This is a genomic window from Micromonospora sp. 050-3, from assembly GCF_046549335.1.
GTDB classification, from domain to species: domain Bacteria; phylum Actinomycetota; class Actinomycetes; order Mycobacteriales; family Micromonosporaceae; genus Micromonospora; species Micromonospora trifolii.
In genome coordinates, this window is the sequence record NZ_JAJPVX010000001.1 from 1403479 (window position 1) to 1429753 (window position 26275).

At 69.7% G+C, this 26275-nt stretch carries 22 protein-coding genes; 9 read left to right on the top strand and 13 right to left on the bottom strand.

The window, feature by feature from the left end; genetic code table 11:
* Nucleotides 1–28: 28 nt before the first annotated feature.
* From ACLJOK_RS06485 to ACLJOK_RS06505, 5 genes are read right to left on the bottom strand one after another with little or no spacing between them, the layout of a single operon-like run.
* Nucleotides 29–1549 carry a bifunctional 3-(3-hydroxy-phenyl)propionate/3-hydroxycinnamic acid hydroxylase gene (locus ACLJOK_RS06485; RefSeq protein WP_410816820.1) on the bottom strand — a complete coding sequence of 507 codons (1521 nt, stop codon included), beginning with the start codon at nucleotides 1547–1549 and terminating at the stop codon, nucleotides 29–31.
* Complete coding sequence (locus ACLJOK_RS06490) at nucleotides 1546–1902, bottom strand: DoxX family protein (RefSeq protein WP_410816822.1); 357 nt, start codon at nucleotides 1900–1902, stop codon at nucleotides 1546–1548. The genes ACLJOK_RS06485 and ACLJOK_RS06490 overlap by 4 nt, the downstream gene beginning before the upstream one ends.
* The gene (locus ACLJOK_RS06495; RefSeq protein WP_410816824.1) at nucleotides 1899–3782 is read right to left on the bottom strand and encodes an acyl-CoA synthetase; all 1884 of its coding nucleotides are present in this window, start codon (nucleotides 3780–3782) and stop codon (nucleotides 1899–1901) included. The genes ACLJOK_RS06490 and ACLJOK_RS06495 overlap by 4 nt, the downstream gene beginning before the upstream one ends.
* Nucleotides 3779–4717: a fumarylacetoacetate hydrolase family protein gene (locus tag ACLJOK_RS06500; RefSeq protein ID WP_410816826.1), complete on the bottom strand. Its 939-nt coding sequence runs from the start codon at nucleotides 4715–4717 to the stop codon at nucleotides 3779–3781. Before ACLJOK_RS06500 ends, ACLJOK_RS06495 begins: the two co-directional genes overlap by 4 nt.
* On the bottom strand, nucleotides 4714–5847 hold the full coding sequence (locus ACLJOK_RS06505; RefSeq protein WP_410816828.1) for a VOC family protein: 1134 nt from the start codon (nucleotides 5845–5847) through the stop codon (nucleotides 4714–4716). The genes ACLJOK_RS06500 and ACLJOK_RS06505 overlap by 4 nt, the downstream gene beginning before the upstream one ends.
* A 137-nt stretch (nucleotides 5848–5984) precedes the next feature.
* Between ACLJOK_RS06505 and ACLJOK_RS06510 the strand changes: the two genes are divergently transcribed.
* Nucleotides 5985–6641 carry a TetR/AcrR family transcriptional regulator gene (locus ACLJOK_RS06510; RefSeq protein ID WP_410816830.1) on the top strand — a complete coding sequence of 219 codons (657 nt, stop codon included), beginning with the start codon at nucleotides 5985–5987 and terminating at the stop codon, nucleotides 6639–6641.
* A gap of 21 nt (nucleotides 6642–6662) precedes the next feature.
* On the opposite strand, the gene ACLJOK_RS06515 is transcribed toward ACLJOK_RS06510, so the two are convergent.
* The 3 genes from ACLJOK_RS06515 to ACLJOK_RS06525 form a co-directional block, all read right to left on the bottom strand.
* Nucleotides 6663–7724 (bottom strand): FUSC family protein, encoded by a 1062-nt coding sequence (locus tag ACLJOK_RS06515; RefSeq protein ID WP_410816832.1) that lies wholly within the window; start codon nucleotides 7722–7724, stop codon nucleotides 6663–6665.
* Nucleotides 7725–8059: 335 nt separating this feature from the next.
* On the bottom strand, nucleotides 8060–9748 hold the full coding sequence (locus ACLJOK_RS06520; protein WP_410816833.1) for a cellulose binding domain-containing protein: 1689 nt from the start codon (nucleotides 9746–9748) through the stop codon (nucleotides 8060–8062).
* Between the two features lie 175 nt (nucleotides 9749–9923).
* Entirely contained in the window at nucleotides 9924–10859 is a 936-nt protein-coding gene (locus tag ACLJOK_RS06525; protein ID WP_410816834.1) for a hypothetical protein, read from the bottom strand.
* A gap of 246 nt (nucleotides 10860–11105) precedes the next feature.
* Between ACLJOK_RS06525 and ACLJOK_RS06530 the strand changes: the two genes are divergently transcribed.
* Nucleotides 11106–11933, top strand: coding sequence for an SAM-dependent methyltransferase (locus ACLJOK_RS06530; RefSeq protein WP_410819278.1), 828 nt, complete (start codon nucleotides 11106–11108; stop codon nucleotides 11931–11933).
* Nucleotides 11934–11955: 22 nt separating this feature from the next.
* Here ACLJOK_RS06530 and ACLJOK_RS06535 read toward each other — a convergent pair whose 3' ends face one another.
* Nucleotides 11956–12480 carry a MarR family winged helix-turn-helix transcriptional regulator gene (locus ACLJOK_RS06535; RefSeq protein WP_410816836.1) on the bottom strand — a complete coding sequence of 175 codons (525 nt, stop codon included), beginning with the start codon at nucleotides 12478–12480 and terminating at the stop codon, nucleotides 11956–11958.
* A 143-nt stretch (nucleotides 12481–12623) separates the two neighbouring features.
* Here ACLJOK_RS06535 and ACLJOK_RS06540 point away from each other — a divergent pair, with 143 nt between their 5' ends.
* Nucleotides 12624–14903 carry an LLM class flavin-dependent oxidoreductase gene (locus ACLJOK_RS06540; protein WP_410816838.1) on the top strand — a complete coding sequence of 760 codons (2280 nt, stop codon included), beginning with the start codon at nucleotides 12624–12626 and terminating at the stop codon, nucleotides 14901–14903.
* Here ACLJOK_RS06540 and ACLJOK_RS06545 read toward each other — a convergent pair.
* Genes ACLJOK_RS06545 through ACLJOK_RS06560 form a run of 4 tightly spaced genes read right to left on the bottom strand, consistent with a single transcriptional unit; the run spans nucleotide 14898 to nucleotide 20155 of the window.
* Nucleotides 14898–15608, bottom strand: a complete 711-nt coding sequence (locus ACLJOK_RS06545) for a DNA alkylation repair protein (protein ID WP_410816839.1) — start codon at nucleotides 15606–15608, stop codon at nucleotides 14898–14900. The two genes, ACLJOK_RS06540 and ACLJOK_RS06545, sit on opposite strands and share 6 nt — an antisense overlap.
* 21 nt (nucleotides 15609–15629) lie before the next feature.
* Entirely contained in the window at nucleotides 15630–16622 is a 993-nt protein-coding gene (locus tag ACLJOK_RS06550; RefSeq protein WP_410816840.1) for an alpha/beta hydrolase, read from the bottom strand.
* Between the two features lie 16 nt (nucleotides 16623–16638).
* Nucleotides 16639–18693, bottom strand: a complete 2055-nt coding sequence (locus tag ACLJOK_RS06555; RefSeq protein WP_410816841.1) for an N-acetylmuramoyl-L-alanine amidase — start codon at nucleotides 18691–18693, stop codon at nucleotides 16639–16641.
* Between the two features lie 19 nt (nucleotides 18694–18712).
* Complete coding sequence (locus tag ACLJOK_RS06560; protein ID WP_410816842.1) at nucleotides 18713–20155, bottom strand: FG-GAP repeat domain-containing protein; 1443 nt, start codon at nucleotides 20153–20155, stop codon at nucleotides 18713–18715.
* A gap of 245 nt (nucleotides 20156–20400) precedes the next feature.
* On the opposite strand from ACLJOK_RS06560, the gene ACLJOK_RS06565 reads away from it, so the two are divergent.
* From ACLJOK_RS06565 to ACLJOK_RS06590, 6 genes are all read left to right on the top strand, one after another.
* Nucleotides 20401–21528 (top strand): DUF4185 domain-containing protein, encoded by a 1128-nt coding sequence (locus ACLJOK_RS06565; RefSeq protein WP_410816844.1) that lies wholly within the window; start codon nucleotides 20401–20403, stop codon nucleotides 21526–21528.
* Between the two features lie 99 nt (nucleotides 21529–21627).
* A complete protein-coding gene (locus ACLJOK_RS06570) occupies nucleotides 21628–22161 on the top strand; it encodes a hypothetical protein (protein ID WP_410816846.1) in 534 nt (177 codons plus the stop codon).
* A gap of 66 nt (nucleotides 22162–22227) precedes the next feature.
* Entirely contained in the window at nucleotides 22228–23112 is an 885-nt protein-coding gene (locus ACLJOK_RS06575; protein WP_410816847.1) for a D-cysteine desulfhydrase family protein, read from the top strand.
* Between the two features lie 136 nt (nucleotides 23113–23248).
* Nucleotides 23249–24439, top strand: coding sequence for an MFS transporter (locus ACLJOK_RS06580; protein WP_410816848.1), 1191 nt, complete (start codon nucleotides 23249–23251; stop codon nucleotides 24437–24439).
* Nucleotides 24440–24503: 64 nt separating this feature from the next.
* Entirely contained in the window at nucleotides 24504–25133 is a 630-nt protein-coding gene (locus ACLJOK_RS06585) for a VOC family protein (protein ID WP_410816849.1), read from the top strand.
* A gap of 317 nt (nucleotides 25134–25450) precedes the next feature.
* Nucleotides 25451–26275 carry an AfsR/SARP family transcriptional regulator gene (locus tag ACLJOK_RS06590; protein WP_410816851.1) on the top strand — a complete coding sequence of 275 codons (825 nt, stop codon included), beginning with the start codon at nucleotides 25451–25453 and terminating at the stop codon, nucleotides 26273–26275.

Genomic DNA, 26275 nt, shown 5'->3' on the forward strand with positions numbered 1-26275 from the left:
TCGTGGGTGTTCGGCCCGCCGGTGGTGGTCATGGGGCGGGACAGGTTCCCGTGACGCCGGCCAGGACGGTGGGGAACGCGGACAGGTCGCTGCCGGCACTGAGGACGGTGCCGTCCGGGCGGACGATTGCCGCGTGGGCGCGGCCGTCGCTCAGCCATCGATGTAGAGCGCTGCCGGGTCGCGCACTGACGAACACCACTCCGCGCCGTTCGATGTCGGCTCGTAGGGCGGCGGGCGGCTCTGTGCGCGTGACGATCGCGAAGCGCCCCGCGGTCACGTCGTCGAGGCGGCGCTCATCGTCGAGGATGGCGTTCGGGCACAGTCGACCCACGAGGGTGCAGCGCAGACGTGGCCGCAGTACCAGAGCGGACCGGCGCAGCGCGGGTGTCTCACTGTCCGTAGCAAGGGCCGTGAGGCCAGGCACAAGATGCAGCCGTGGCGCCACCGCGCGGCGCACGAGGTCGCCCACTCTGCCGCCGGCCGTCATCGCGGTGCCGATCACCTTCGCCAGCCTGATCATGGCGCGGGTGTGGTGCTTGCGCTCGATCTGGTAGGTGCCGAGCACGGTCTCGGGCAGGGACCCGTCGAGCACGCCAGCGAGTTTCCAGGCGAGGTTCATCGCGTCGCGCAGCCCGGCACCCATGCCCTGGCCGATGAACGGCGGGGTGAGGTGGGCGGCGTCGCCGAGCAGGAACACCCGGCGGTCGCGCCACCGGTCGGCGACCTGCGCGCGGAAGGTGTATTCGGCCGCACGGACGACCTTCAGCTCCCGGGCGGGGGTGTTCCCCGTCCACGGCGAGATCAATGGATGCAGCCGGGTCATGTCGCGGAAGTCGTCGGCGGTCTCGCCGGCCGCTAGCCGGAACTCCCAGCGGTAGCGGGTCTCCCGGACCCGCATGTACGTGCCGGCGCGGGCCGGGTCGGAGAGCTGGTGCACGCCTTCCCACTGGCCGAGTTCGGCCTCGGTGACCACATCGACGACGAGCCAGCGTTGCGTGAACCCCAGGTCCAGCATCCTGGCGCCGATCGCGGCCCTGGTCAGACTGTTGGCGCCGTCGCAACCCAGGACGTACGCCGCGCGGACGACCTGGTGCTCGCCGGTGGACGTGTTGGTGATGTCGAGCCGCACGCCGTCAGCGTCTTGGGTCAGTGCGGTGACCTCGGTACTGCCGCGCAGGGCGGCGCTGCGGTACTTCGTGAGATTCCGGCGAAGGATCTCCTCCAGCTCCGGCTGGTCGAACATGCTCCCCTGGGGGTAGCCGTGCCGGCCCGGCGCGACGTCGCGTTGGAACTCGGCCAGCACCCGCATCCTGCGGTCGATGAGCCGAAGGCCCCGGTGTGGCCTGGCGATGGCGGCGAACTCGTCCCGGAGCCCGAGGCGGCCCAGGATGCGGTTGACCTCGTCGTCGAGGGCGACGGCGCGGGGCAGGGGATAGACCGACTCCCACCTGTCGAGGACCAGGCACTCCACTCCGTGCTGGGCGAGCAGCGTCGCGGCTGTGAGCCCGGTGGGGCCGGCGCCGACGATCACCACCGGAACGACGCTCATTGTGGGGCCAGGACCCGAAGGATGAGGTAGGCGGCGACCAGGACTCCGCAGACGACGGCAGGGCCGTACTTGCGCGGGCCGTCTCCCTTGCGCAGGTGCACGACCAGGGCTCCGCCGAGCAGGAGGAGCAGCGCCGCACCGGCGAGCATGCCGATCAGCGGTTGGAACAGGCCGATGAGCAGCCCGATCACCGCGGCGACCTCGAGCAGGCCGATGCGGCGATAGGCCGCGACCGAAAATCCGGCCTCCGCGGCCAGCGCGCGCATCGGTTGCAGGGCCAGGATCTTGGCCGTGCCGAGGGCAGAGAAGATCAGCGCGAGCAGCACCGCGAGGATGGCCACAGCGAGCGTCATGACACAACCACCAATCGCCATTCAATGGCATACCGACCCAGGATCGCCGTGACGGCCTCTTCCTGGGCAGAGGGGTGAACTTTCACAGTGGCCACGATGGAGCTCCCCTCGATCGCGGCCTCGATGTCCTGAACTCCGGCGATCTGGCCGAGCGCGGCACGGAATTCCGCACGGGCAGCGTCCTTCCGCAGCGCGAGCTTGTACAGCTTGCCCACGGCGGTGACGGGCAGTTCGTCGAGGATCGTCACGGTCTTGGGCGCGGCGGTGCGGTCGGGCACCCGGTCGCCCGTCCAGTCGCGCAGGTCGTCTTCCGTCACGGTGGCGCCGGGCTTGAGGGTGACGTAGGCGACGGGCACCTCGCCGGCGTGGACGTCGGGGCGCCCGACCGCGCTGGCCGCGGTGACCTGCGGGTGGGTCAGCAGCGTGTCCTCGATGATCGCGGGGTCGATGTTGTGGCCGCCGCGGATGATGAGGTCCTTCGCCCGGCCGGCGAGGTAGACGAAGCCGTCCTCGTCGACGCGCGCGAGGTCCCCGGTCTCCAGCCAGCCGTCCACGAGCTTGCCGAGCCCGTCGAGAACGACGCCGTTCTCGTCACGGTTCGTGACGTAGCCGGGGAAGGTTGTCGGGCCGCTGATCGCCAGCACGCCGGTCGAGCCGATGGCTTGGTCTTCCCAGGTGCCGTCGACGGCGACCACTCGCACCCGCTGGTAGGGCAGGCGCTGCCCGACCGAGCCCGGCCGCGAGGCGTCGGGGAAGGTACGTGCGCTCGCGCACGTCGCCTCGGTGAGCCCGTAGCCCTCCACAAGCCTTGTCCCGGTGTGAGCCTGAAAGCTGTCTCGGACCGCAGTGGGCAACGGTGAGGCCCCCACCATCGGATATCGCAGGCTGCTGATGTCGGCGTCGATCGGGACCTGCGCCAGTACGGCGTACACGGTGGGCACCGCGCTCATGGCGGCGATCCGGTAGTGCTCGACGATTTTCCAGAAATCGCCGATCAGTGCGGGGTCGCGGTAGCCCGATGGACCGGCCCACACCACGGTCTGTCCCTTGAACAGCGGTGCCAGCAGGGTGACTACGAGGGCGTTCACGTGGAACAGGGGGAGGGCCGCCAAGACCACCCTCCGTTCGTCGAACAGGGAACTGGCAGCCAGCATCCACGCGTCGGCGACCTCGTTCGCCTGCGTATGCGCGGCCAGCTTCGGCGCGCCAGTGGTGCCACCGGTGTGGAACATCGCGGCAAGGTCGGCTGATCGGGGCAGCTCACCGCCGAAGGCGGACGGGTCCTTCCCTGCGGCAAGCTCGCCAAGGTAGCCGACCCGCACGCCACCGAGGGCCGGCAGCGGGTGGGGAGTGCCCGCAGCCCGGGTGGGCCGCAGCACGAGGATCGCGTCGAGCAGGCCGTCGTGGGCGAGCGCCTGTGCGGTGTCCCACGTGTCCGACGCGAGCTCGGGCCCGGCGGTGACCAGAACGCGGGCACCGGAACACCGGAGGAGTTCGCCGAGGTGCTGTCGTGACAGTCCGCTGCTCAGGGGCGCCGCGATCCCGGAGAGCTGTGCGCCCAGCGTCGCGCTGACCAGCTCGGCGCAGTTGGGCGACATCAGGGCGACCGCGTCATTCCGCCGCACCCCGAGGTCGTGGAACAGGTTCGCAACCCGGTGGACGTCGGCCAGGAGCTCGGCGAAGGTCCGGCGAAGCGGCTCCCGCCAGCGGGCAGCGTCCGGCAGGACGGTGATGGCCGCGCGGTCCGGCCAGAGTGTCGCCGCCCGCGACAGCAACGCGTACGTCGATTCGGGCAGCCCTCGCGCCTCCAGCGGCACGGCTTCGATCGCGGCCAGGTCGGCGGGTGTGGCGTAGTCCGGCCACAGCAGGGGTCCGGTCATCTGGCGTGCCTAACGACCGTGCGCTGCCGACCCAGATCGATCGCTCCGTCGTCAGTGGCAACGGTCGCCTCGACGACGTCGCCGTCCTTGAGGTACCTGAGGTTCCGGGCCTGGCCCTTGAAGAACAACTTCCACTTCACTGCGGGCGGCAGCAGCGAGGCGATGATCTCGACCGGCTTCGGCGGTGCGCTCAGAGCTGTTCCGGCGGGCGTGCCGGTCAGCAGCACATCGCCGGGGTCGAGTCGCTGAAAGCGGGTCAGGGCCTGTAGTGCCTGGACCGGCTGGTAGATCATGTCGGCCGCCGTCATGTTCTGCCGGAGCTCTCCGTTGACCCACAGCTTCAGTCGAAGGTCGGTGAACCGCTTGAGCTCGTCGGCGTCGAGCAGCACCAGCGCGGGGCCGACCGGCGTGAACGTCGGATAGGACTTGGCCTCGTAGAACTGGGTCTTCGGCAGCTGGACGTCCCGTGCGGAGATGTCGTTGGTGACCACGAGGCCCGCGACGAAGTCGGCGAGGGTGTCCTCGGTGACGGTCGTGCCGACGGGCATTGCGCTGCCGATGACCAGCCCGATCTCCACCTCGTAGTCCAGCAGCTTCACGTGAGCGGGACGGATCACGTCGGCGAAGGGACCGCTGATCGAGCCCGACGTCTTGCGAAAAAAGGTCAGTGGGACGGTTTCGGGATTGCCGTTGGTGTCCGTGACGTGCGAGGCGAAATTCGTCATCTGGGCGACGACGCGGCAGGGCGTTGTCACGGGAGAGAGCAGGGCAAGGTCGTCCACCGGAACGGTGTCGCTGCTCGTCGCGGCCGCGATGATCGCCTGCCGATCGGCCAGCAGTTCTGCGGTGGTGATGGCGCTGGTGTGCACCTTGCTGGCGCCGGTGGTAGTGAGCACCCACCAGGCGTCGGCGGTGCGCAGGACGGAGGTGTTCATGAGGTGAACGCTTTCATCAGGCCGCGCAGGCGGCGGAGGTCGAATTCGTTGTCCTCGCGCAGCGCGCCGACGACAGCGCGCAGCTCGCGAAGCGATTCCCGGCCGGGTCTCATGCCGAGGAAATCCTTTGTGGCGGGCGGACCCCACTGGGCCAGCCCGGAGGCGTTCATCGGTGCCCAGCCCGGCTCGAGCGTGCAGTCGAACAGGTCGCCGTCGGTGAAGTGCTCGACCAGGAAGTCGTCCGGGTCGCGCCAGTAGTCGAAGATCTGGCTGCCCTGGATGTGTCGGCCGATGCCCCAGGACCGCTGGTAACCCCGGTCGAGTAGGTGCTCCCCGCCGGCGGCCAGGGAGTCGAGGTCGGGGACCTGGTAGGCCGAGTGCACATAACGGTTGGCCGGGCCAAGCGTCATGGCGAGCGTGTGGTGGTCGGTGGCCGTGCTGCCACGGTCGCAGCGGATGAAGCTCATCACCGGGCCACGCTCACGCTGCCCCGGGTGGTAGAGGAAGTCGCTGACGATCAGGCCCAGGTGCTCCAGATACCAGTTGAGCGTCTCCAGGTATCGGGTCGTCTGCAGCACGACGTGACCGAGCCGCTGCACCCTGGCCGGCTCCCGCGGTGGCCGCTGGGTGGCGTTCACCCGCGCCACGCCGTGTCCGACGTTGACGGTCTGCGGCTGCTGCGCGGGCAGCGCAGGAAGCTCGTGCGTGTCCGCGACCACGCGTACCCGCGTGCCGCTCGGGTCGACCAGGCCCACCGCCACCCCGCCCAGGCTCTCCGGCAGGGAGCTGATCGTCCTGCCGGTCGCCTCCGCGAGTCGCAGCACATCCTGCGGAGCGGCGGCCCGGAACGCGGGGCCGTTGAACCGCGATCGCGGGCCCCGGCGGATGAGCACGCAGGGCGAGCCGGGGTCGGTGCCCCGCAGGTGCACCTCGTTCTCGGTACGCAGTGCCGTGGTGAAGCCGAAGGCGCGGGCGAACAACTCAGCCCGCTCAAGATCAGGCTTCTCGAACTCCAGCCAGGCGAGGTCGTGCACCTTCACGACCGGGTTTCGGGCCCTGCCGGGGTGCTCGCCCGGCAGCGCGCCCTGCTCGCTGTGCAGACCGGTGTGCGGGTCGTGGTGCTCGATCATTTCCCGCTCCCTTCAAGTTGACGAAATCGTCACTTACGAGAGTAGCGGCAGTCAAGGCTGAGTGACGATTTCGTCAACGCTGAGTTCCGTCTGGGTTAAGGTGGTCTCAGGCGGACCCGGGAGAGGAGCACGCAGGCATGGCGCAGCAGACCAGGCACGCCCCCAACCGCCTGGAGCGGCGGAAGGCGCACACCCGATCGGCGCTCATCCGCGCCGCCCAGACCTTCATCGCGGCGGGCAAGCCGAACGTTCCGATCCTCGAGCTCACCCAGGCCGCCGACGTGGGGATGGGGTCGTTCTACAACCACTTCGACAGCCGAGAGCAGCTCATCGGGGCGGCGGTCGAGGACGCCCTCGATCGCTACGGCGCCCTGCTCGACGAGTTGACTGTGGGCCTGGACGACCCGGCCCACGTGTTCGCGCAGAGCTTCCGGCTGACTGGACGTCTTCACCGTCGACAACCCGAGCTGAGCAAGGTCCTGCTCAACACCGGCCTGACCCTGGTCGGATCGCATAAGGGCCTGGCGCCGCGAGCCCGTCGTGACATCGAAGACGGCGTACGTGCGGGGCGGTTCAGCGTGCGCGACCCGGAACTGGCGATGGTGACCGTGGCCGGCGCCGCGCTGTGCCTTGGGCAACTGCTGCACGACCACCCCGAGCGTGACGACGCCTCGGCCACCGACCAGGTCACCGAGGACGTGCTGCGGATGCTTGGTCTTTCGCGCGAGGAGGCCCGCGAGATCTGTCAGCGTCCGCTGCCCCCGGTTCGACAGCCATCGTCCGTAGCCCAGTAGGCACACCGCCCGTCGGACGATCTATACCGTGCTGGCCTCGCGCACGATCCGGTTCGCAGTCTCCGGCTCGGAGCCCGTCGCGCGGAGCAGGTCGCTGGCCATCGTGCGTAGCTGGATCACCATGGCGTCGGAGAACGGCTTCTTGCCCTTGCGATAGGCCCGGCCGGCCAGTCGCGCGCCGTCCACCACCGCCGCGTACGTCTCGTCGAAGGGTCGACCCGCCCGAGCCTCCCGCCTGAGCAGGTGCACCGCCTCGGCGAACTTCTCCAGGGCTGCCGGGAGTTCCTTCGGCACCGGTTCGTCGTACTCCAGCGTGGTGACCGCCCACCGGGCCAGCTCGCGGGCTTCAAGACTCACCCGATCGATGTGCGGGATGCCGGCCCGGTAGTGCTCGACATCGTGACGGCGTTGCCAGCGCGCTGGCGCAATCACCGTGACCTCCTCGGCACCGCCAAGGGCCTCGTGCATACGATCCAGGTCAGGATCCATGGCACTCAGCTGATCCAGTGCGCGCGTCGCCCGGCCCCGGTCACGCTCGGCCAGTGCGTAGGCAACCTCCCGCAGTTGCGTGCAGAGGGTCGCGACGACCGGTGCGGTGGCGCGTTCGAGGATGCGCATCGGATTGATGGGTAGCAGGATCGCGACCACCACCAATGCGATGATGCCCCCGACGGCGGCGTCGACGATCCGCGCCCACTGGAGGCCCTGTTCGGCCTGGGCGAACGTGGCGATCAGCACGGCGGTGCCGCCGGCCTGGGCAACCAGCGCTCCGCTGTGCCCGCTCGCCAGCAGGGCGACGGTGATGGCCAGCGCAACCACGAGGCCGATCTGCCAGAGCCCGAAGCCGATGACACGCACCAGGACTTCACTGACCGCCAGACCGACCCCCACGCCGAGCATCAGTTCGGCAGTACGTCGAGCGCGCTGTCCAAGGGCGGCGACGATCGTCCCGACGGCCGCGCTGGGCGCGAAGATCGGCAGGGGGCGGTCGAGGACGTGGTGCGCCACACCCCAGGAGAGGGCCGCGGCGAGCCCGCACTGAGTGGCGACGAGCAGGATGACGGAGAACAGCCGCAGCCGCAACCGTCCCGCCTCGCCAGCGCGACGCCGAACCTTCGTTGCTACGCCCCTGGCGGACCCGGAAGCGGCGTTGGGGCGGGAGACGTCCCCCGGGTCAGAGGCCATGGCGAGAATTACCCCGCCGGGCCGACATAAACCGGCGGCTCGTTCGTCATTGACGCCGTCGAAGCGATCGTTGGCCCGGTAAACACCTACGGGCTGATGGACACGCTCCGGTCCCGGCTGTGCACCGTCGCGGCGGGCGGCGGGCGGCGGGCGGCGGCGTCAGGCAGGCGGGTGCCCCAGCGTGTGGCTGGGGCACCCGCCACGCCAACCGGGCCCAAGGCCGAGCAGGCCGTTCAGAGGGTGAAGACGAGCGTGGAGATGCTGCGGGCGCCGACGTTGATGGTGGCCTGACCGCCGTTCACGCTGGTCGGCTGGCTGGCCGCGTTGGCGTTCTGCGAGGTGAGATAGTGCTCGGCCCGGCTGACGTTCTGCGGGGCCTGGATCACAGCGTTGTTGACCGCGCTGTTCGAGCGGTTGAGGATCACCAGGGTGATCTTCCCGTCCCCCTGGTAGGCCGTCACCTCCAGCGGCGAGGCCTTCGAGCTCTTCGACAGGGCGACCCGCTGGTAGCCGGGGCGGACGTACTTCGCGTACTGCGAGAAGGCGTACCCGCGCTTGAGCGGAGCGCCCGCGACGGTGCCGAACGCCGACTCGCCGTCACCGATGAAGGAGTAGTAGCGCTTGCCATACCACCAGATGTAGGCGTTCCAGTTGGCCTCCATCGACTTGTGCACTGTGCGCATGATGTCATCGAGGGTCTCGTTCCAGACCGTCGCGTTGGCGGGGTTGCCCCAGATGTTGGAGCCGCCGCCGTCGGCGGCGTGCAGGTTCCACTCGGTCATCCACACCGGCTTGTTGTGCTGCTCGGCCAGGGAGTACGGCCGCAGCCGCCCCGACTCCTCGGTGCCGTAGAGGTGTCCGCCGACGTAGCCGATGTTGTTGCGGGCGGTCGCGTCGTTGAGGGTCGGGTCGGTGTAGCCGTAGTTCATGTTCACCGCCTCGGCCACCATCAGCTTGGTGCTCTGCACCTTGGTGCCCTGGTCGCGGACGAAGGTGCGCAGCTCGGTGCCGCTCCAGTCCATCGAGTCGTAGTCCGGGTGCCAGTCGGGCTCGTTCTGCACCGAGGTGACGTCGATCGGTACGCCCTGGCCACGCATGTACTGCACGTAGCTGTTCAGATGGTTGGCGTAGTCGTCGTAGTAGTCGGTCTTCAGCTTGCCGCCGTTGACCCGGCTGTTGTTGGTCTTCCACGCGGCCGGCGCGGTCCAGGGCGAGGCGAGGATCTTCACGTTGGACCCGTACGACTTCGCCGTCTTCAACGAGTTCACGTGCGTCGCCCACTCGCTGGATTCCGGCGACAGGCCGGTCCGCACGATTGACAGCCCCAACTGGTTGGCGCCCAGCCCGACCAACGTCTGCGTGTCCGTCGTCGACCAGGCGCTGCCCCAGATCGACTGCGCGGCCCCGAACCCGTCGACCGTCTGGTACCTGGTCGCGCTGTTGACCGTGATGTCCGCCGGCCCGTTCGGCGGCGGGGTGGTGGTGGGGGGCGGGTCGGTCGGCTCGGTGCCACCGGTGCAGCCCACCCCGTTCAACGCGAACGTCGTCGGATCGGGGTTGCTGCCGGTCCACGAGCCGTTGAAACCGAATGAGGCAGTCCCGTTGGTGGCGATGGCCCCGTTGTAGCTGACGTTCTTGGCGGTGACGGCGGTGCCGCTCTGCGTCAACGTCGTGTTCCACGCCTGCGTGACGGTCTGACCGGCGTTGTAGTTCCAGGTCAGCGTCCAACTCGTCACCGCGTCACCGAGATTGGTGATGGTGACGTTGGCGCCGAAGCCGCCCTGCCACTGCGACGACACGCCGTACTTCACCGAACAGCCGGCGGCTGCGGCCCCCGCCGGCATCGCCACGGCGACCGCCGCCGACGCCAGCAGGACAGCGCCGGCCGACACCATGGCAGCGTTTGTCACTCTTTTTTTCATGAAACTCCTCCTGAAGTGGTGGTGGCTTCCACGCCTCGGGAGGGCTCGTCTGCGGCGAGTTCAGCGATGGTGTGAGCGGCGGAAGGATTGGGAGCGCTCCCAGGTGTTGATGCCAGAAAGCTAATTCGTCCAACGAATCCTGTCAATGCGACAGGTCCACAACCAGTGGGTGCCGTCACCGGTCGCAGGTGCCGCACTGCCTGCGAGTGCGCAGGTGGTAGTCGGTGGACGTGATGACCAGGCCCACCCCCATGACGAGGTACGCCGACATCGCCACCCACAGGAACGCGTCGGAGAACTCGCTGTGCGAGCCCGACGACACCTGCACTATCCCCATGCCGAAGTAGGCCACGATGCCCGCGCCGAGCCCGAAGCCGGGCACCAGCAGCAGCAGGCGAGGAATCGTGCGGCCGGCGAGCAGCGGAACCCACCCCGGCCAGACCTCACCCCAGTGGTACACCAGCGCCAGTGGCAACAGCACTCCGGCCAGCACCAGGCCGATCTCCAACCCGAGCAGGGAGGCGCTCTGGTCGACGCGGTCGAATCCCACCACGAACTGAGCCGCGAAGCGGGTCACGAGACCACCCACAGCGGCGTACGCGGCCCAGCGCGCCCACCGCGCGGGTGCCGAGCGTCGCGCGCCCGGTCGGACCGTCCGGCAGCAGTCTGGGCACTCGCCCCGGGTACGCCGCTGATAGCGCGCGGTGGCCAGAGCGAGCAGGGCCGCTCCGGTGACACAGCAGAGCCGGCTGGCGAACGCCAGCGGGTCGAAGAACGGGCCGACGGTGAACAGCAGGAAGCCCACCAGCTCCGGCAGCAGGATCGCGGCTGCCGCGACCAGCGCTCCGGCGACCGTCCAGGCGAGCCCCGCAAGGGCCGGCCGCCAGGTCGTCACCCGGTCCAGGGCAACCGCCAGCCCGCCGGCGGCCGCGCACAACGCCACCGACCACCAGCCGGTGAAGCCGAGCAGGTCCAGCCCGAGCCGGCCGAACTCCGGAGCCTCGCCGACCGTCCAGGCCAGACGCACGCCCCCGTATGCCACGGCCCAGCCGAGCACTGCGTACGTCAGGCCGTGGACGGTCCGACCGACGATCCGTGTCGATGTCGTCATGCGCCGATCCTGCCGGCGTCCGGCAGTGCGGGGACCCCGCTGACAGGGGACGTCACTCCCTCGCGCGAGGGACGGTTCCAGCATGGCGAGCGAGTCAAGCAGTCTCAGTCTTCTGTGGAATTGCCGCGGGTGGTGTGAATCCTCGGCCTTCTATACCGTGGCACGGTCACGGGTGGCCACTTCCTCGACCGGGCCGTCCCGCGACGACGTCGCTTACGCGTTCGACATGGGGGGTTCGCCGTGACCATGGAATCGCCGACGACCGGCCGGCCCGAGGCTGGTGAGGCTGACGTGCAGCAGAAGATCGACACGTCGGTGCCGCATTCGGCGCGGATCTGGAACTACTGGCTCGGTGGCAAGGACAACTTCGCTGTCGACCGCGAGGCCGGGGACCAGTACCGCCAGGTCTTCCCCGGCGTCGTCGACGTGGCCCGGGCCTCCCGGCAGTTTCTGGTCCGCTCGATCATGTTCCTCGCTGCCGACGCGGGCATCCGCCAGTTCCTCGACGTCGGCACCGGGCTGCCGACTGCCAACAACACCCACGAGGTGGCCCAGCGGATCGCGCCGGACGCGCGGATCGTCTACGTCGACAGCGACCCGCTGGTGTTGGTGCACGCGCGCGCGTTGCTGGTGGGCACGGCCGAGGGCAGGACCGCTTACATCGACGGCGATCTGCACGACCCGGCCGCTGTCATCGCCGAGGCCGGCAAGACGCTGGACTTCGCGCAGCCGATCGGTCTCATTCTCAGTGGCGTCATGGGTCACGTGCCCGACTACGAGGCGGCCCGCTCGGTCACCCGGCAGTTGGTGGCGGCGCTGCCGAGCGGCAGCTACCTCTCGCTCAACGACGGCACGAGCCTGATCAGCGCCGAGATGCAGCAGGCGCAGGACGACTACAACGACAGCGGGGCGACCCCGTACACCCTGCGCTCTCCCGACGAGATCGCCGGCTTCTTCGACGGCCTGGAGTTGGTCGAGCCCGGCGTCGTGCCGTGCCCGCAGTGGCGGCCGGACGACGCGGTCGACACGCCTGCCGACATCGACGCCTTCGGCGGGGTGGGCCGCAAGCGCTGACGCCGCCGTCCGGTGAGGACGGTCAGCCGGTCTGGTTGGCTGGCGGAAGGACGCTCTGCACCGCCACGCAGGGGTCCGTGGCGGGTGCGGCGGCGTGGATCGCTTCGGCGGCCTGGGCGGCGAGGTCGCGAAAGACCTCGCGTTGCTCCTCGGGTAACCCGCCCAGTACGTGGTCCTCGGCGTGGGCGACCCGCCGCTCGGCCTCGGCGAGCGTCTGACGTCCGCGTTCGGTGGCCACGACCCGTCGGGCCCGCCGGTCCTGGGGGTCGGGCCTGCGCTCGATGAGACCGGCGTTCGCCAGGTCGTCGATGACGTAGGTCAGTACGCTGCGGTCGATGGCCAGGCGGGCGGCCAGGGCACCCTGCGTGGGCACCTCCTCGTGCACGACGACGGCCAGGATGTGGTAACCCCGGCTGCCGTGCGGCAGGTCCTTCAGCAGCTCCTCGACGCGCTCGTGCCAGCGGCGCAGCACCATGCCCAGAGACCAGCCGAAGTTCGAACCGCGCTTGCGGTCGGCCGGCAGCTCGCAGGGATCGCTCGCGGACATGTTCCGATGCTAGTGGCCGGCAGGTTGATCATCATCCGACATCGCGGCAGCCCGGAATGATTTGCTGCAAAGATAAGTTGTCTGACAAACGATAGGTAAAAAACTTGATATGTTGATCAAACGATTGCGTGGATGGTGAAGCGATGTCCGACTACGGGCACGAACTCCGGTTCGGGTCGTTCCTGACACCCAGCGTGCACGACCCGGATCAGGTGGTGGCGCTGGCCGAGCTGACCGAGGCGGCGGGGCTGGACCTGGTCACCTTCCAGGACCACCCGTACAACGCGGAGTTCCTCGACACCTGGACCCTGCTGAGTTGGGTCGCCGCCCGCACGGAGCGGCTCCGGATCTCCGGGAACGTCCTCAGCCTGCCGCTACGCCCGCCGGCCGTGCTGGCCCGGGCCGCAGCGAGCCTGGACCGGTTGTCGCACGGCCGTTTCGACCTGGGCCTCGGCGCCGGCGCGTTCTGGGACGGGATCGAGGGCATGGGCGCACGTCGGCTGACCGCGGGGCAGGGGGTCATGGCCCTGCGCGAGGCGATCGACGTCCTGCGCGGCGTCTGGGACGACACCGCCACCGGGCCGCTGCGGCTGGACGGGCAGTACTACCCCGTACCCGGCATGCAGCGCGGCCCGAAGCCGGCACATGACATCGCCATCTGGCTCGGCGCGTACCAGCCGAAAATGCTGGCTCTGACCGGCCAGAAGGCCAACGGCTGGCTGCCGACGCTGGAATACCTGCGATCTCCGGACCGGGTGACCGCCAATCGGCTCATCGACGAGGCGGCCACCGCCGCGGGTCGCGAGCCCCGAGAGATCCGACGGCTGCTCAACCTATTCACTGTCGACGTCTCGTCGCGCAGCCGCGGCTTCCTCCAGGGGCCCGTCGAGCAGTGGGTCGACCAACTGCTCCCGCTGGTCCTCGAGGAGGGGTTCAGCACCTTCCTGATCGGCCGCGACGACCCACGCCTGATCCAGACCCTCGGGCAGGAGATCGCCCCCGCGCTGCGGGAGGCGGTCACCAAGGAGCGCGCCGGAGGTGAGATCGGCGCCGGGCCGGTCCGCACGAGCGTCGCGCTGGCCGAGCGGCACCCCGGCCTCGACTACGACGCGCTGCCGCCGTCGCTGGCCACCAGGTCAGTCGAGCCCGGTGACCCGGAGTACGAGCGGGTGCGCCACACCTACAGCCGGCACGGATCGCCGGCCCTGGTGATCCGCCCGCAGAAAGCCGCCGAGGTGGTCGACGCCGTGGCGTACGCCCGGACGCAGGATGTCCCGCTGTCGGTGCGCAGCGGCGGGCACGGCATCAGCGGCCGGTCGACAAACGACGGGGGAGTCGTCATCGACATGTCGAGGATGAAGAACGTCGAGGTGCTCGACCGGGCGACCCGTCGGGTGCGGCTGGAGCCGGGTGCCCGGTGGGGCGACGTGGCCCAGGCACTCGCCCCGTACGGCCTGGCCATGAGCTCGGGCGACTACGGAGACGTGGGCGTCGGTGGTCTCGCCACCACCGGCGGCGTCGGATACCTCGCGCGCAAGCACGGCCTGACCATCGACCACGTCGTCGCCGCCGAGATCGTCACCGCGGATGGCCGCCTGCTCCGCGTCGACGACGAGCATCACCCCGACCTGTTCTGGGCCGTCCGCGGCGCCGGTGGAAACTTCGGTGTGGTCACCGCGCTCGAGCTGGAGGCGTACGAGGTCGACAACGTCGTCTACGCCCAGCTCGTCGCGGACGCGACCGACGCCGCGCCACTGCTGCGCCGGTGGGGTCAACTCGTCGAGGACGCGCCGCGGGAGTTGACGAGCTTCCTCTCCCTCTTCCCCGGTCGCCGTGGCAACCCGCCGGCTGCCCAGGTCACCCTCGTCTACGCCGGTGACGACGTCGAGGCGGCGCAAGCCGCCCTGAGCCCGTTCCTGGAGATCGGGCCGATCCTCGACCAGCAGGCGCAGCTCGTGCCGTACCCGGCGATCGTCGTGCCGCCGGGCAACCAGCATCGGGGGCAGGGGCTGGAGGACACCCGCAGCGGTCTGTTGCACCACGTCACACAGCAGGCGGCCGACCTCATGGAGCACATGATCCATTCCGGCGATGTGATGATCATGCAGTTGCGGTCCGTCGGTGGGGCGGTCAACGACGTCGCCCGCGACGCGACCGCCTACCCGCACCGGGAGCAGAACTTCTCGGTACTCGCCGCCACGGTCCCGGACCGCCGGCCCCAACTCGACAAGCTGTGGGCCGAGTTGTACGCGCACCTCGACGGCCTGTATCTCAGCTTCGAGAGCGACACCGATCCGGCTCGACTGCTGGACGCCTGGCCCGAGCCCACCCTCGGCCGGCTGCGCGACATCAAGGCCAGCTACGACCCGGACAACGTCTTCAACCGGAACTTCCCCATCCCACCGGCTGAGCAGGCCCTATAGGGCACCGGACAGGTAGTCGCGGCGACGCTGCGGTTCGAACTTCTCGATCGCGTACCGCAGCATGACCCGTGGCATGACCCGGTAGCGGCGGGCGAGGAACTCCTCCTCCGCCGCTCTGTCCCGGTTGCCCACCTCACGCAGCATCCAGCCCACCGCCTTCCGCACGAGGTCGTGCGGGTCGTGCAGGAGCCGGTCGGCGAGTCGGAAGGTCCACTCGAAGTCGCCGGCCTTGATGAAGGCGAAGGTCGCCATGATGGCGACGCGCCGCTCCCACACGAGGCCCGACTCGGCCAACCGATCCAGCACGCTCCGGTCCCTGTCGATCAGCCAGGGGCCGATGATGTACGGCGCGGACGAGTCCACCAGGTCCCAGTTGTTGATCCGGTCGGTGTTGGCCATGACGATGTCGAAGATCTGACCCCGCTCCTGCTCGTCGCCCTTGGCGAACTTGCGCACCAGGATGAACAGCGCTGTCAACCGTTCCTCGTGCGCGCCTCCGGTGAGCAGCTTCGTCGTCTCGGCCAGCGGAAGGTCGCGCCAGAACCGGGCGGCCACCGTGCGCTGGTCGGGCACTGAGACACCGAGGGCCCGGTCGCCCTCGCCGTAGCCACCGGGGGCCATCTGGAGGAACCGGCTCGACGCCTCGGCCCGATGTGGGTCGGCGAGGCTGGCGAGTTCCCGAGACACGTCGACGCTGGTGGCCATGACCGTCGACGCTACCGGGGGTCAGCCGGCGCGGCGTAGGCGTCCGAGCATTCCGTCGAGGTCCTGAACGAACAGGTCGTGGCGGAAGAAGTGCCCACCCGGCACCTCGTGCCACTCGTGCGGGATGCCGGCTCGGGCGAGTGCCCCGCGGAACTCGCGCTGACCGGCAAGCACCTGGGTCTCGTTGGCGGTGTCGAACCAGTTGATCGGGTCGGGTGAGGTCCCGGCCGCCAGGAAGATCCGCTTGTTCTGGAAACTCGGAATGCGCTGGACCGGGTTGTCGGCGTTGACCCGGGCCTCGTCCCAGAACGGGACCCCGTAGACGGTGCCTCCACCGAGGTCGAGCGCGGCGGAGGTGGCGTTCGCCCAGTGCACTACCAGTCCGAAGTCTCGGCGGAGACTGGCTGGCCCGGAGTGCGAGCTGACCGAGCAGAAGTGGCCGTAGTACTTGGCCGCGTACTTCAGCGCGCCGAAGCCGCCCATCGAGAAGCCGGCCACCGCGCGCCCGTTGTACTCGGCGAAGGTACGGAAGTTCGCGTCGATCCACGGCAGCAGTTGGGCGATGTGGAAGGTTTCCCAGTTGCGGGGCCCGACGAAGCTGGTCACCGGATTGCAGTACCAGCCGGTCGACGCGTCGGGCATGACGACGATGACCTCCCGGCCGGCGGTCAGACCGACGACGTTGTCCTGTAGGTGGAAGGAGCGGAAGTCGGCGTTGCCACCATGCAGCAGGTACAACACGGGATACCGCTTGCCGTTGGTGTGGTAGCCGTCGGGTAGCAGCACGTTCACGCCCGGATCCCACTCGATGGCATCGGTGGCGAAGCGGTAGTACTGGAGCCGGCCGCCGTTCTCGTTACGGTCGACGATGCGCAGGCCGTACCCGTCACCGGCGGCCTGGGCGGCGGACGACCCGGCGAGGGCGCCGCCGAGCACTCCGGCGGCGGCCGCCGCCGCGGAACCGCCGATCAGCCGGCGTCGGCTGATCGACGCGGACGGGGGTACGTCGAACATCGCGGTCTCCCTGGGGTCAGAGGGTGGTCTCGTTGGGCAGCCCGAAGAAGTCGTGCCACTTCGCGCCGCCGAGGAAGCTGGTGCCGGTGGAGAGGCCGACGTAGACGTCGTTGAGGGTGCCCCTGGTGAAGGCGATGACGTCGTCCCGGCCGTCACCGTTGTAGTCGCCCAGGTAGGGAAACTCGCCGGGCAGGCAGAAGAAGTCGTTCCACTTGACTGTGGTGCCGACGAACGAGGTGCCGGTGGAGACGGCCGCGTAGACGTCGGCATCGACGTTGCAGGTGAACGTGACGATGTCGTCGCGGCCATCGCCGTTGATGTCCCCGACACGCGGCAGCTCCGTGCCGACCGCGAAGACGTCGTGCCAGGTCTGCGCCGCCCCGAACGCGGTTCCGGTGGACAGGGCGACGATGACGTCCGACGCAGCGACCGGCCCCTGGGTGAAGGTGATGATGTCGTCCCGGCCGTCGCCGTTGACGTCGCCGAGGGCCGGGTACTCGCCGGCGATCGAGAAGTACTCGTGCCACTTGAGTGCCGTCCCGGTGAACGACGAACCGGAGGACAACGCGACGTACACGTCCCCGGCGCCGTCATGGGTGAAGGCGATGATGTCGTCGCGGCCGTCGCCGTTGACGTCCCCCACCGCGGCGACCTCGGCGTTCGGCGCGAACCAGTCGTGCCACTTGGTGGCGCCGGCGAACGACGACCCGTTCGACAGCGCCACGTAGACGTCGGCGAGCGAGCCGTGGGTGAACGCCACGACGTCGTCGCGCCCGTCGCCGTTGAAGTCCCCGGACAGCAGCGTCTCGTCGTTGAGCCCGAAGAAGTCGTTCCACTTCACCGACGTCCCGGCGAACGAGGAGCCGGTGGACGCCGACACGTACACGTCGTTGAGCGAGCCACGGGTGAACGCGACGATGTCGTCGCGCCCGTCGCCGGTGAAGTCAGTCGGTGAACCCGCCAGGTACCGGCCCCCCGAGCCGCCGGCGTTGACCAGGGAGATGTAGTAGTTCCAGTTCCAGTTCGGCCCGGGGTCGGTGTGGTCGTTGCCGGGCATCTCGTTGTGGCCCCTGATCGACGCACGGGTCTTCGGCAGCCCGTACTTGTCGCAGAGGTAGCGGGTCAGCGCGGCGGACGACCGGTACATGGCGTCGGTGAACCAGGCCGGGTTGTCCACGAACCCCTCGTGCTCGATGCCCACCGCGTACGGATTGGCCGAGCGTGCGTGGTAGGCCGTGTCGCCCTCGCGCACCATCTGGGTGATCTCGCCGTTGCTCGATTTCACCACGTAGTGCGCGCTAACTCCCGCCGAAGGGTTCTGGAACCAGCTCACCGTGCCGGCGTAGGACCCCTGGGTCACGTGCACCACCACAGTGGTTATCCGCGCCGATCGGCCGGCCTGGTAGTTGCCGCCGTAGGCGGACACCCACCGGGCCGGCAGGTACTCCGGGACGGCCGCCGCGACGTTCGCACCGGCAGCGCCCGCGGGGGTGATCCCCGCGTAGCGGCCGAGTTCGGGTCGCTGCGGGCGCGGCGCGACCCGTACCGGTCCGGCGGCGATGCCGGTACGCAGCAGGTCGTAGACGTGGTCGGCGTAGAGCCGGGCGGTCGACGCGTCGACGGCGGCGCTGTAGCGCGCCACCACCGGATACCAGGCGGATAGCCGGTCGCGTGCCCCGCCGGTCAGCCCCTCGTCGTCGGCCAGGTCGCGGAGCACCGCCGCGCCGCCCCGGATGTTGGCGGAGGTGACCGAGCGCAGGCGGTCCACCGGTTCGCCGGTGAGCGTGGCCGCCCGCTCCAGGCTGTGCTGGGTGGGGTTGCTGACCAGGTGCATGACCCCGTACCCGTTGGCCTGGCTGGGCAGGCCGCCGTGCCCGTTCAGCCGGGACTCGCCGTAGGCGACGGCGATCAGCAGGTCCCGGGGCACGTCGAACTCGGCGGCGGCCCGGGCGAAGTCAGCGGTGAGCGAGCCGGACGCCGCGGGTTCGGCCGCGTCGGCCGGCCCGGCCGCTACCTGACCGGCCAGCGCCGCCGCCAGGAAGAGGGCGCACGTGCGCCTGGTCAGTCGCATGGGGTCTCCAATCCGCTGATCACAGCGTCGTCTCGCCGTTGAGGCCGAAGAAGTCGTGCCATCTGGTGGCGCCGAGGAAGCCGGTGCCGGTGGACAGCGCGACGTGGACATCGTTTGTGGCGCCCTTGGTGAAGACGATGAGGTCGTCAGTGCCATCCCCGTTGGCGTCGCCGAGGTAGGGGAACTCGCCGGCCAGGCAGAAGAAGTCGTGCCACTTCACAGTGGTTCCGGCGAAGCCGGTGCCGGTGGAGGTGGCGGCGTACACGTCGGCGTTGGGATCGCAGGTGAAGGTGACGATGTCGTCTCTGCCGTCGCCGTTGACGTCACCGACCCGGGGCAGTTCGGCGCCGACGGCGAACAGGTCGTGCCACTTCTGCGCGGCGCCGAAGGAACTGCCGTTCGACAGGGCGACGATGACGTCGCTGGCGGTGGCCGGGCCCTGGGTGAACGTGATGAGGTCGTCCCGGCCGTCGCCGTTGACGTCACCGAGGGCGGGGAACTCGCCGAACGGGCTGAAGAACTCGTGCCACTTGAGGCCGGCGCCGAAGCCGGTGCCGGTGGAGAGCGCGACGTACACGTCACCGGCGGGGTTGTGGGTGAACGCCACGATGTCGTCGCGCCCGTCGCCGTTGACGTCGCCGACCGCGCCGATCTCCGCACCGGGGGCGAACCAGTCGTGCCACTTCAGGCCGGCACCGAACGAGGTGCCGGTGGACAGCGCGACGTACACGTCGCCGGTGTTGCTGTGCGCGAAGGTGACGAGGTCGTCCCGACCGTCGCCGTTGACGTCGCCGGTGGAGGCGGTCTCGCCACCGAGGGAGAAGAAGTCGTTCCACTTCGCCGAGGTGCCGGTGTATGAGCTGCCGGTGGACGTGCCCACGTAGACGTCGGCGAGGGTGTTCTGGGTGAAGGTGACGATGTCGTCCCGGCCGTCGCCGGTGACGTCGGTGGGGGATCCACCGGCGATGGCGTGGGTGCGGGCCGCCTCGTTGAGCTGGGCGCGGGCGGTCGCGGCCACCTGGTCGTAGCGGTCCGGGAAGCCGGACCGTTGGACGCACTGGGCGACCTGGCCCGCGCTGTAGCCGGGGTTGTCGCGGTCGCAGACGATGGCTCGGGTGACGTACTGGGTGCTGGCGTAAACCGGGTCCATGATCTGCTCCGGAGTGCCCCACCCGTAGTCCCAGCGCTGCTGGAACACCCCGAGCGACGACTTGTCGCCACACGGCAGGTTGTTCATGTGTGACTCGACCCAGCCCGCCTCGAACGCCGACAGCGTCACCTTGTCGGTGGCGTTGTGGGCCCGGGCGACCCGGTAGACGACAAGGGTCACCGCCGGGTCGCGGTTGGCGGGGATGGAGGGGCAGGCCAGGATGCCGACCGGGTCCGCGTTCGCCGGCGTGGCAGGGACCGTCGTGCCGGCGATGCCGAGAGCGACCAGCAGGGCCAGGAGAGTACGTCTCACGCTGCTCCTCGTCGGGTCGGGGTTTGTCGACTGATGGCGTCACGAGACCGCCACCGACCGGAGACCGATTGCTGAGAGTTTCTTCAGGGTGCTGATGCCTGTCAATGTTCTATGAAGAATTCCTTCAATGCATCGTTCGGGGCGGGCAGGTATTGACAGCGACGATTGTCGGCGGGTTTACTCGCCCGCAACCGCTGTCCCACCAAAGCGGCACGGCCATGACGAGTGCGACAGGAGGGGCAGCCATGGGGGTACGTCGTCGATCGTTGCTTGGCCGCGCCGCAGCGATCGGGGCCGCCAGTGCGGTCGGTTCCATTGGCGCGATCCTGACCACGACCGCTCCGGCCCAGGCCGCGGTCTGGAAGAAGCGGCTTACCGGCGCGGACCTGGACACCAACAGCCGATGGCGGGTGGCCGGCACCGATCTGGGCATCCCCTACGTGCTGGAGAACGGGTCGATCGGCTACCTCTTCGGCGACACCTTCGACACGCCGTGGCCCGAGGGCCCACCAGTGCCGAACGACTGGCGGTCGCCGGTCATGTTGCGCTCCGCCGTCCACCCCGGCGCGCCGGGCGGAGTCGTCTTCGACAGTGCCGCACGCGTCGCCGGCAACGGACGGGCCCCGGAGTTGATGCACAACGGCCACCACGGCATCGGCATCGACGGTCTTCCCGAGGTGACAGTCATCCCCAACGACGGCATCAGCTTTCCGGAGACCGGTCGGCAGCTCATCTCCTACATGAGCATCGAGAACTGGAACTCCGCCGGCCCGGCCGGGCCGCAGTGGAAGTCCCGCTACGCGGGGCTGGCCTTCTCCGACAACGGCAACGACTTCATCCGTACGCCGCTGAAGTGGTGGAACAGCCCGGACAACAAGGACCCGTTCCAGATGTGGACCATGCAGCGCGACGGCGAGTACGTCTACGTCTTCTCGGTCCGCTCCGGGCGGCAGGACGGTCCGATGATGCTGCGACGCGTCCGGTGGGACCGGTTGTTCTACCCCGAGTCGTACGAGGGTTGGGGCTGGAACGGCACCAACTGGGGCTGGGGGAGACCCTGCACACCCATCCTCACCGGCCGCTTCGGCGAACCATCGGTGCGCCGGCTGGCCGACGGGACCTGGGTCATGTCCTACCTCAACTGCCAGAACGGGTGTCTGGTGACCCGGACCGCGTCCGGACCCGACCGGGCCTGGACGGGGGAGAAGATTCAGCTGACGAGCTGGCAGGAGCCGGCGCTCTACGGTGGGTTCATCCACCCCTGGTCCAGCCGGAACCTCGACGACCTGCACCTGATGGTCTCAAAATGGACCCGCACCCCGGACGGCCGCAGCACCGCCTACCACGTCAGCCAGTTCACCGGCTCGGTGTGACAACGCCACTGACCGACCTCGTCGTGGCCCGACTCGGCGGCGTGTGAGTGGATGACGAGTCGCGGGTGTGGGTGCCTGAGCGGTGGGTAGGGCTGGGCCATGCTGAAGCGAGCGGTGTGGCAGGGACTGGTGGCGGGCCTGGCCGGGGCGGCGGTGATGACTGCCGCCGAGAAGATCGAACAGCGGGTGACCGGTCGGCCCGACTCCTACGTGCCCGCCCTGGTGCTGGCCAGGCTGACCGGCCTGCCGGAAACCTCCGGGCAGCAGCCCCGGTGGCAGAACCTGGCGATGCACTACGGCCAGGGCGCGTTCGTCGGCGTGCTGCGCAGCGTCATGGCGCAGGCCGGGCTGCGCGGCGCCTGGGCCTCGACGATGTTCACGGCGGTGCGCCTGACGAACGACCAGATCCTGGAGAACGCCACCGGCGTGGGGGCGCCCCCACTGACCTGGCCCCGCCCCGAACTCGCCATCGACGTGTTGCACAAGTCCGTCTACGCGTTCGCCACCGGGGCGGTGGCCGACGCGCTCGCCGCCCGCGACGGGGCGGGACCCGGGCAGCGGCACGCGGCGCTCCGTCCCGGTCGCCACTCAGACGTCGGTCCGCTGCCCCGGGCAGCAGCACGTCGGGCATAGCCGCCAAAAGAACACACCCACGGCCAGGAAGCTGCGGGCGCGGCCGGGGAGTGTTTAGCTGCACGGATGATCACACCCGTTGCCCTCGGTACCTGGCCGACGCCGTTGGAGGCCGCACCCCGGCTCGCCGCCCGGCTGGGGCTGGCCGAGCTCTGGTTCAAGCGTGACGATCTCACCGGCCTCGGCGGGGGCGGCAACAAGATCCGCAAGCTCCGGTACACCTGCGCGCAAGCGATCGCCGCAGGCGCCACCACTCTGATCACCTCGGGGGCGCCGCAGAGCAACCACGCCCGGCTCACCGCCGCTGCGGCAGTGCGGCTCGGCCTTTCCTGCGTGCTGGTGCTCGCCGGCCCGCCCCCGGAGCGTCGACGAGGCAACCTGCTGCTCGACGGACTCGCCGGCGCGGAGATCGTCTGGAGCGGGGACCGTCCGCTCGCCGAGGTGGTGGCGGCCGAGGCGGAGCGACGATCGGCGTACATCATCCCGTTCGGCGGCACCGCTCCCGCGTCGGTCCAGGGTTATGTGGACTGTGGTCGGGAGCTGCGGGCCCAGGTGCCGGACGCCGACGCTGTCGAGGTCGTGGTGGCGCTCGGCTCCGGCGGGACGATGGCCGGCCTGGTGCGGGAGTTGGGCGCGCAGCGGGTGATCGGCGTGGATGTCGGCGCCGTGCCGGACCCGCGGGCGACCGTCGCCGGGCTGCTCGTGGACGAGGTCGAGCCGGACGCGCTGCGAATCGACGGTAGCCAGGTGGGCGCGGGTTACCGCACGCTGACTGACGCCGTCCGGACGGCGCTGGAGGTGACCGCGCGTACGGAGGGTGTCTTCCTGGACCCGACGTACACCGGTCGGGCGATGGCGGGGCTGCTGGCCGGCAGCTTCCCGCACGGCGACCGCGTCGTCTTTCTGCACAGCGGCGGGCTGCCGGGACTCTTCGGTCACCCCGAGCTGTAGGGGTGGCGAGCCTCCCGGTCAGGACTCCGAGAGCTGAGCTGGCATGTGCCGGCGCCAACCGGGTACGCCGCCGTGGCCCCGGGGGCCGGCGGAACGCCCAGGCTGACCGCTATTCACGCAGCCGAGGAGCACCGACATGCCTATCGCGGGGCGGGCCCGACTCACACCGACGGTCTCCCTGGTGCTGCTGGCGTCGATCCTGGTGTCGTTCCTGGCCGCGTCGGCGGCCCCGACCCCGCTCTACGGTGTGTACCAGGAACGCTGGCACTTCTCGCCGGTCACCACCACTGTCGTGTTCGCCGTCTACGCCCTCGCGGTGCTGGCGTCGCTGCTCACGTTCGGCAGGCTGTCCGACCACGTCGGTCGGCGGCCGGTGCTGGCCGTCGCGATCGCGGTGCAGATGCTCGCTCTGGTCGTCTTCATCTTCGCCAACGGTGTTGCGGCCCTGCTGGTCGCCCGCCTCGTGCAGGGGCTGGCAGCCGGCGCCGCCACCGGCGCCGTGGGCGCCGCCATGCTCGACATCGACCGGGCCCGGGGCACGCTCGCCAACTCGATCGCCCCCGGCATCGGAACCGGCAGCGGCGCCCTGCTCTCGGCGCTGCTCATCCAGTTCCTACCCGCCCCGACGCGACTGGTGTACGTCGTGCTGCTCGCGATCCTGCTGATCCAGGCCGTCGGGGTCGCGCTGATGCCGGAGACGGTCACCCCGATGGCCGGGGCCCGACGCAGCCTGCGGCCGGACATCACGCTGCCCCGCTCGGTGCGCCAACCGGTCCTGGTCGTCGTCCCGGTGCTCTTCGCGGTCTGGGCGCTGGCCGGGTTCTTCGGCGCGCTCGGCCCGGCACTGATCCGCAGCCTCATGAACACGTCGATCGTGATCGGCGGTCTGGTCCTCTTCGTCTTCGCCGTCTTCGGGTCGATCGCCGTGCTGGTACAGCGCAACACCGCAGCGCGAACCGTGATCCTGACCGGGATCGTCGCTCTCATCCTGGGCATGATCGTCACGTTGGTGGCGGTCATGGCGCAGTCCATCCCGGTCTTCTTCGTCGGCCTCGCGCTCGGGGGCGTCGGCTTCGGCAGCGGCTTCCAGGGCAGCCTCAAGACGGTCATGCCGCTGGTCGAGGCGCACCAACGCGCCAGCGTGCTGTCAGTGCTCTACGTCGTCTGTTACGTCGGCTTCGGTCTCCCCACGGTGATCGCCGGCTTCCTCGTGGTCTACGCCGGCGGCCTGCCGAGGACCGCCGACGAGTACTCCGTCGCCGTCATCCTCCTCGCCCTGGTCGCCCTGTTGGGAGTGCGCCGGGCCACCAGGACGGCGTCGGGCTGATGCCGGAAGCCGGCGCCGAGCACTGACGCAAGCAGTAGCGTGGTGATCAGGAAGGGGGGCGGTGATGAGCCCGAAGGTGGCCCAGGGCGACGCGAGCGCGACGTCGCGCATCGAAAGCCTGGACGTCAAGCTTGAGGTGATCGTCATCCCGGTGTCGGATGTCGACCGGGCGAAGGCGTTCTACGAACGGCTCGGGTGGCGGCTCGACCAGACCCCGCCCGGCATCGTCCAGTTGACGCCGCACGGCTCCGCGTGTTCCGTCCAGTTCGGCCCCGGGCTCACGTCGGCGGCACCCGGCTCGGCCATGGCGTACCTGATCGTGTCCGACATCGAGGCGGCCCACGACACCCTCGTCGCCGCCGGTGTCGAGGTCGGCGACGTCTTCCACGTCAGCCCGGACGGCCCGGTCGACGGGCCGGATCCGCAACGGCGCAGCTACTTCTCGCGCGCCACGCTGCGCGACCCGGACGGCAACACCTGGCTGATGCAGGAGATCACCACCAGGCTTCCCGGACGCATCGAGGGTGGCCTCACGTCGTTCGGCTCCACGAGCGATCTGGCGAGCGCGCTTCGGCGCGCGGCCGCCGCGCACGGTGAGCACGAGAAACGTACGGGCGAGCATGACGACAACTGGCCCGACTGGTACGCGGCGTACATGGTCAGCGAGCAGTCGGGGGCCAAGCCGCCCGAGTGACAGGCGCCGACGCGTAGGACCTACTGATCGACGTGCTGCCGGTGAGTCACCTGATGACTCACCGGCAGCACCTTTTCCGTTTCCGTTTCCGAGAGCGCGTGGCTGACCGCTGCGCGCTGTTCGTACGGGCGATGTACGCGAGTTGTACGCCGAGCGCCCTACCATCCCCAAACGCGATGATCTTCGATCCAAGCGGCACCGCCGGATTCAGAGCTGACTCGGGTGGCGTGCCGTGCCTCGTCGCCTGTGCGCGGTTCCCCGGCCGCCGGTAGGGAGGAGACCTCGATGACGAGTCCTGGTGCGGGCGGTGCGAGGCCGTGACGCGGGTACGGTTCCTCGCCCTCGGCCCGCTGCACGCCGAGGTCGGCAGAGAGTTGCTCGATCTCGGACCCGTCCGGCAACAGGCGGTCTTCGCAATCCTGCTGTTCAACGCGGACCGCGTGGTCACACCGGCGTCGATCCTCCAGGGAGTCTGGGGCGGCCAGACCCCGGCGACCGGCACGAAGCTGATTCCGCCGTACATCTACCGGCTGCGACGCACGCTCCAGGCGGCGTGCGTCGGCCACGACGGCCCCGCGATCGACAGCTCCCGGATCGGCTACCGGCTGCGTCTCGGCACGGCCCGCACCGACGTCGCGGACTTCGACGAGGCGGTTGAGCGGGCGGCTGCCGCCGAGACGGCCGGCGACCTCGCCGGGGCCGCGGCGCTACTGGCCGAGGCCGAGCAGAGCTGGGCGGGCGAACCGTTGGCGGGCCTGACCGGTCCGTACGCGGAGAGCCGTCGGCAACACCTGCTCGAACGCCGCATCGTCTGCCTGGAACACCGGCTGGAACTGCACCTGCGGCTGGGCGACTGTCACCGGGCGATCCCCGCGCTCATCGCGTTGCAGACGGAGTACCCCCTGCGGGAACGGCTGGCGATCATGTTGATGACCGCCCTGTACCGGACCGGCAGGCAGGGCGAGGCGATGGACGTGTTCGGCGCTTTCCGTGCCCGCCTGGCGACCGAGTTGGGCGTCGAGCCGACCCGGGCGCTGCTCGCCGCGTACACCTCGATGTTGCGCGGCGACCTGGGCCCGCCTTCGGTGCCGGGCCGTTTTCCCGAAGGACCCGCCCGGGCACGGGCGGCCACCACCACGTGA

Excerpts from the sequence above, each read along its gene's own strand:
- ACLJOK_RS06540 (WP_410816838.1), top strand. The coding sequence starts at position 12,624 with ATGTCCGACTACGGGCACGAACTCCGGTTCGGGTCGTTCCTGACACCC.
- ACLJOK_RS06570 (WP_410816846.1), top strand. The coding sequence starts at position 21,628 with ATGCTGAAGCGAGCGGTGTGGCAGGGACTGGTGGCGGGCCTGGCCGGG.
- ACLJOK_RS06575 (WP_410816847.1), top strand. The coding sequence starts at position 22,228 with ATGATCACACCCGTTGCCCTCGGTACCTGGCCGACGCCGTTGGAGGCC.
- ACLJOK_RS06545 (WP_410816839.1), bottom strand. The coding sequence starts at position 15,608 with ATGGCCACCAGCGTCGACGTGTCTCGGGAACTCGCCAGCCTCGCCGAC.
- ACLJOK_RS06585 (WP_410816849.1), top strand. The coding sequence starts at position 24,504 with ATGAGCCCGAAGGTGGCCCAGGGCGACGCGAGCGCGACGTCGCGCATC.
- ACLJOK_RS06485 (WP_410816820.1), bottom strand. The coding sequence starts at position 1,549 with ATGAGCGTCGTTCCGGTGGTGATCGTCGGCGCCGGCCCCACCGGGCTC.
- ACLJOK_RS06580 (WP_410816848.1), top strand. The coding sequence starts at position 23,249 with ATGCCTATCGCGGGGCGGGCCCGACTCACACCGACGGTCTCCCTGGTG.
- ACLJOK_RS06565 (WP_410816844.1), top strand. The coding sequence starts at position 20,401 with ATGGGGGTACGTCGTCGATCGTTGCTTGGCCGCGCCGCAGCGATCGGG.
- ACLJOK_RS06550 (WP_410816840.1), bottom strand. The coding sequence starts at position 16,622 with ATGTTCGACGTACCCCCGTCCGCGTCGATCAGCCGACGCCGGCTGATC.
- ACLJOK_RS06555 (WP_410816841.1), bottom strand. The coding sequence starts at position 18,693 with ATGCGACTGACCAGGCGCACGTGCGCCCTCTTCCTGGCGGCGGCGCTG.
- ACLJOK_RS06510 (WP_410816830.1), top strand. The coding sequence starts at position 5,985 with ATGGCGCAGCAGACCAGGCACGCCCCCAACCGCCTGGAGCGGCGGAAG.
- ACLJOK_RS06505 (WP_410816828.1), bottom strand. The coding sequence starts at position 5,847 with ATGATCGAGCACCACGACCCGCACACCGGTCTGCACAGCGAGCAGGGC.
- ACLJOK_RS06490 (WP_410816822.1), bottom strand. The coding sequence starts at position 1,902 with ATGACGCTCGCTGTGGCCATCCTCGCGGTGCTGCTCGCGCTGATCTTC.
- ACLJOK_RS06500 (WP_410816826.1), bottom strand. The coding sequence starts at position 4,717 with ATGAACACCTCCGTCCTGCGCACCGCCGACGCCTGGTGGGTGCTCACT.
- ACLJOK_RS06495 (WP_410816824.1), bottom strand. The coding sequence starts at position 3,782 with ATGACCGGACCCCTGCTGTGGCCGGACTACGCCACACCCGCCGACCTG.
- ACLJOK_RS06530 (WP_410819278.1), top strand. The coding sequence starts at position 11,106 with ATGGAATCGCCGACGACCGGCCGGCCCGAGGCTGGTGAGGCTGACGTG.
- ACLJOK_RS06525 (WP_410816834.1), bottom strand. The coding sequence starts at position 10,859 with ATGACGACATCGACACGGATCGTCGGTCGGACCGTCCACGGCCTGACG.
- ACLJOK_RS06520 (WP_410816833.1), bottom strand. The coding sequence starts at position 9,748 with ATGAAAAAAAGAGTGACAAACGCTGCCATGGTGTCGGCCGGCGCTGTC.
- ACLJOK_RS06535 (WP_410816836.1), bottom strand. The coding sequence starts at position 12,480 with ATGTCCGCGAGCGATCCCTGCGAGCTGCCGGCCGACCGCAAGCGCGGT.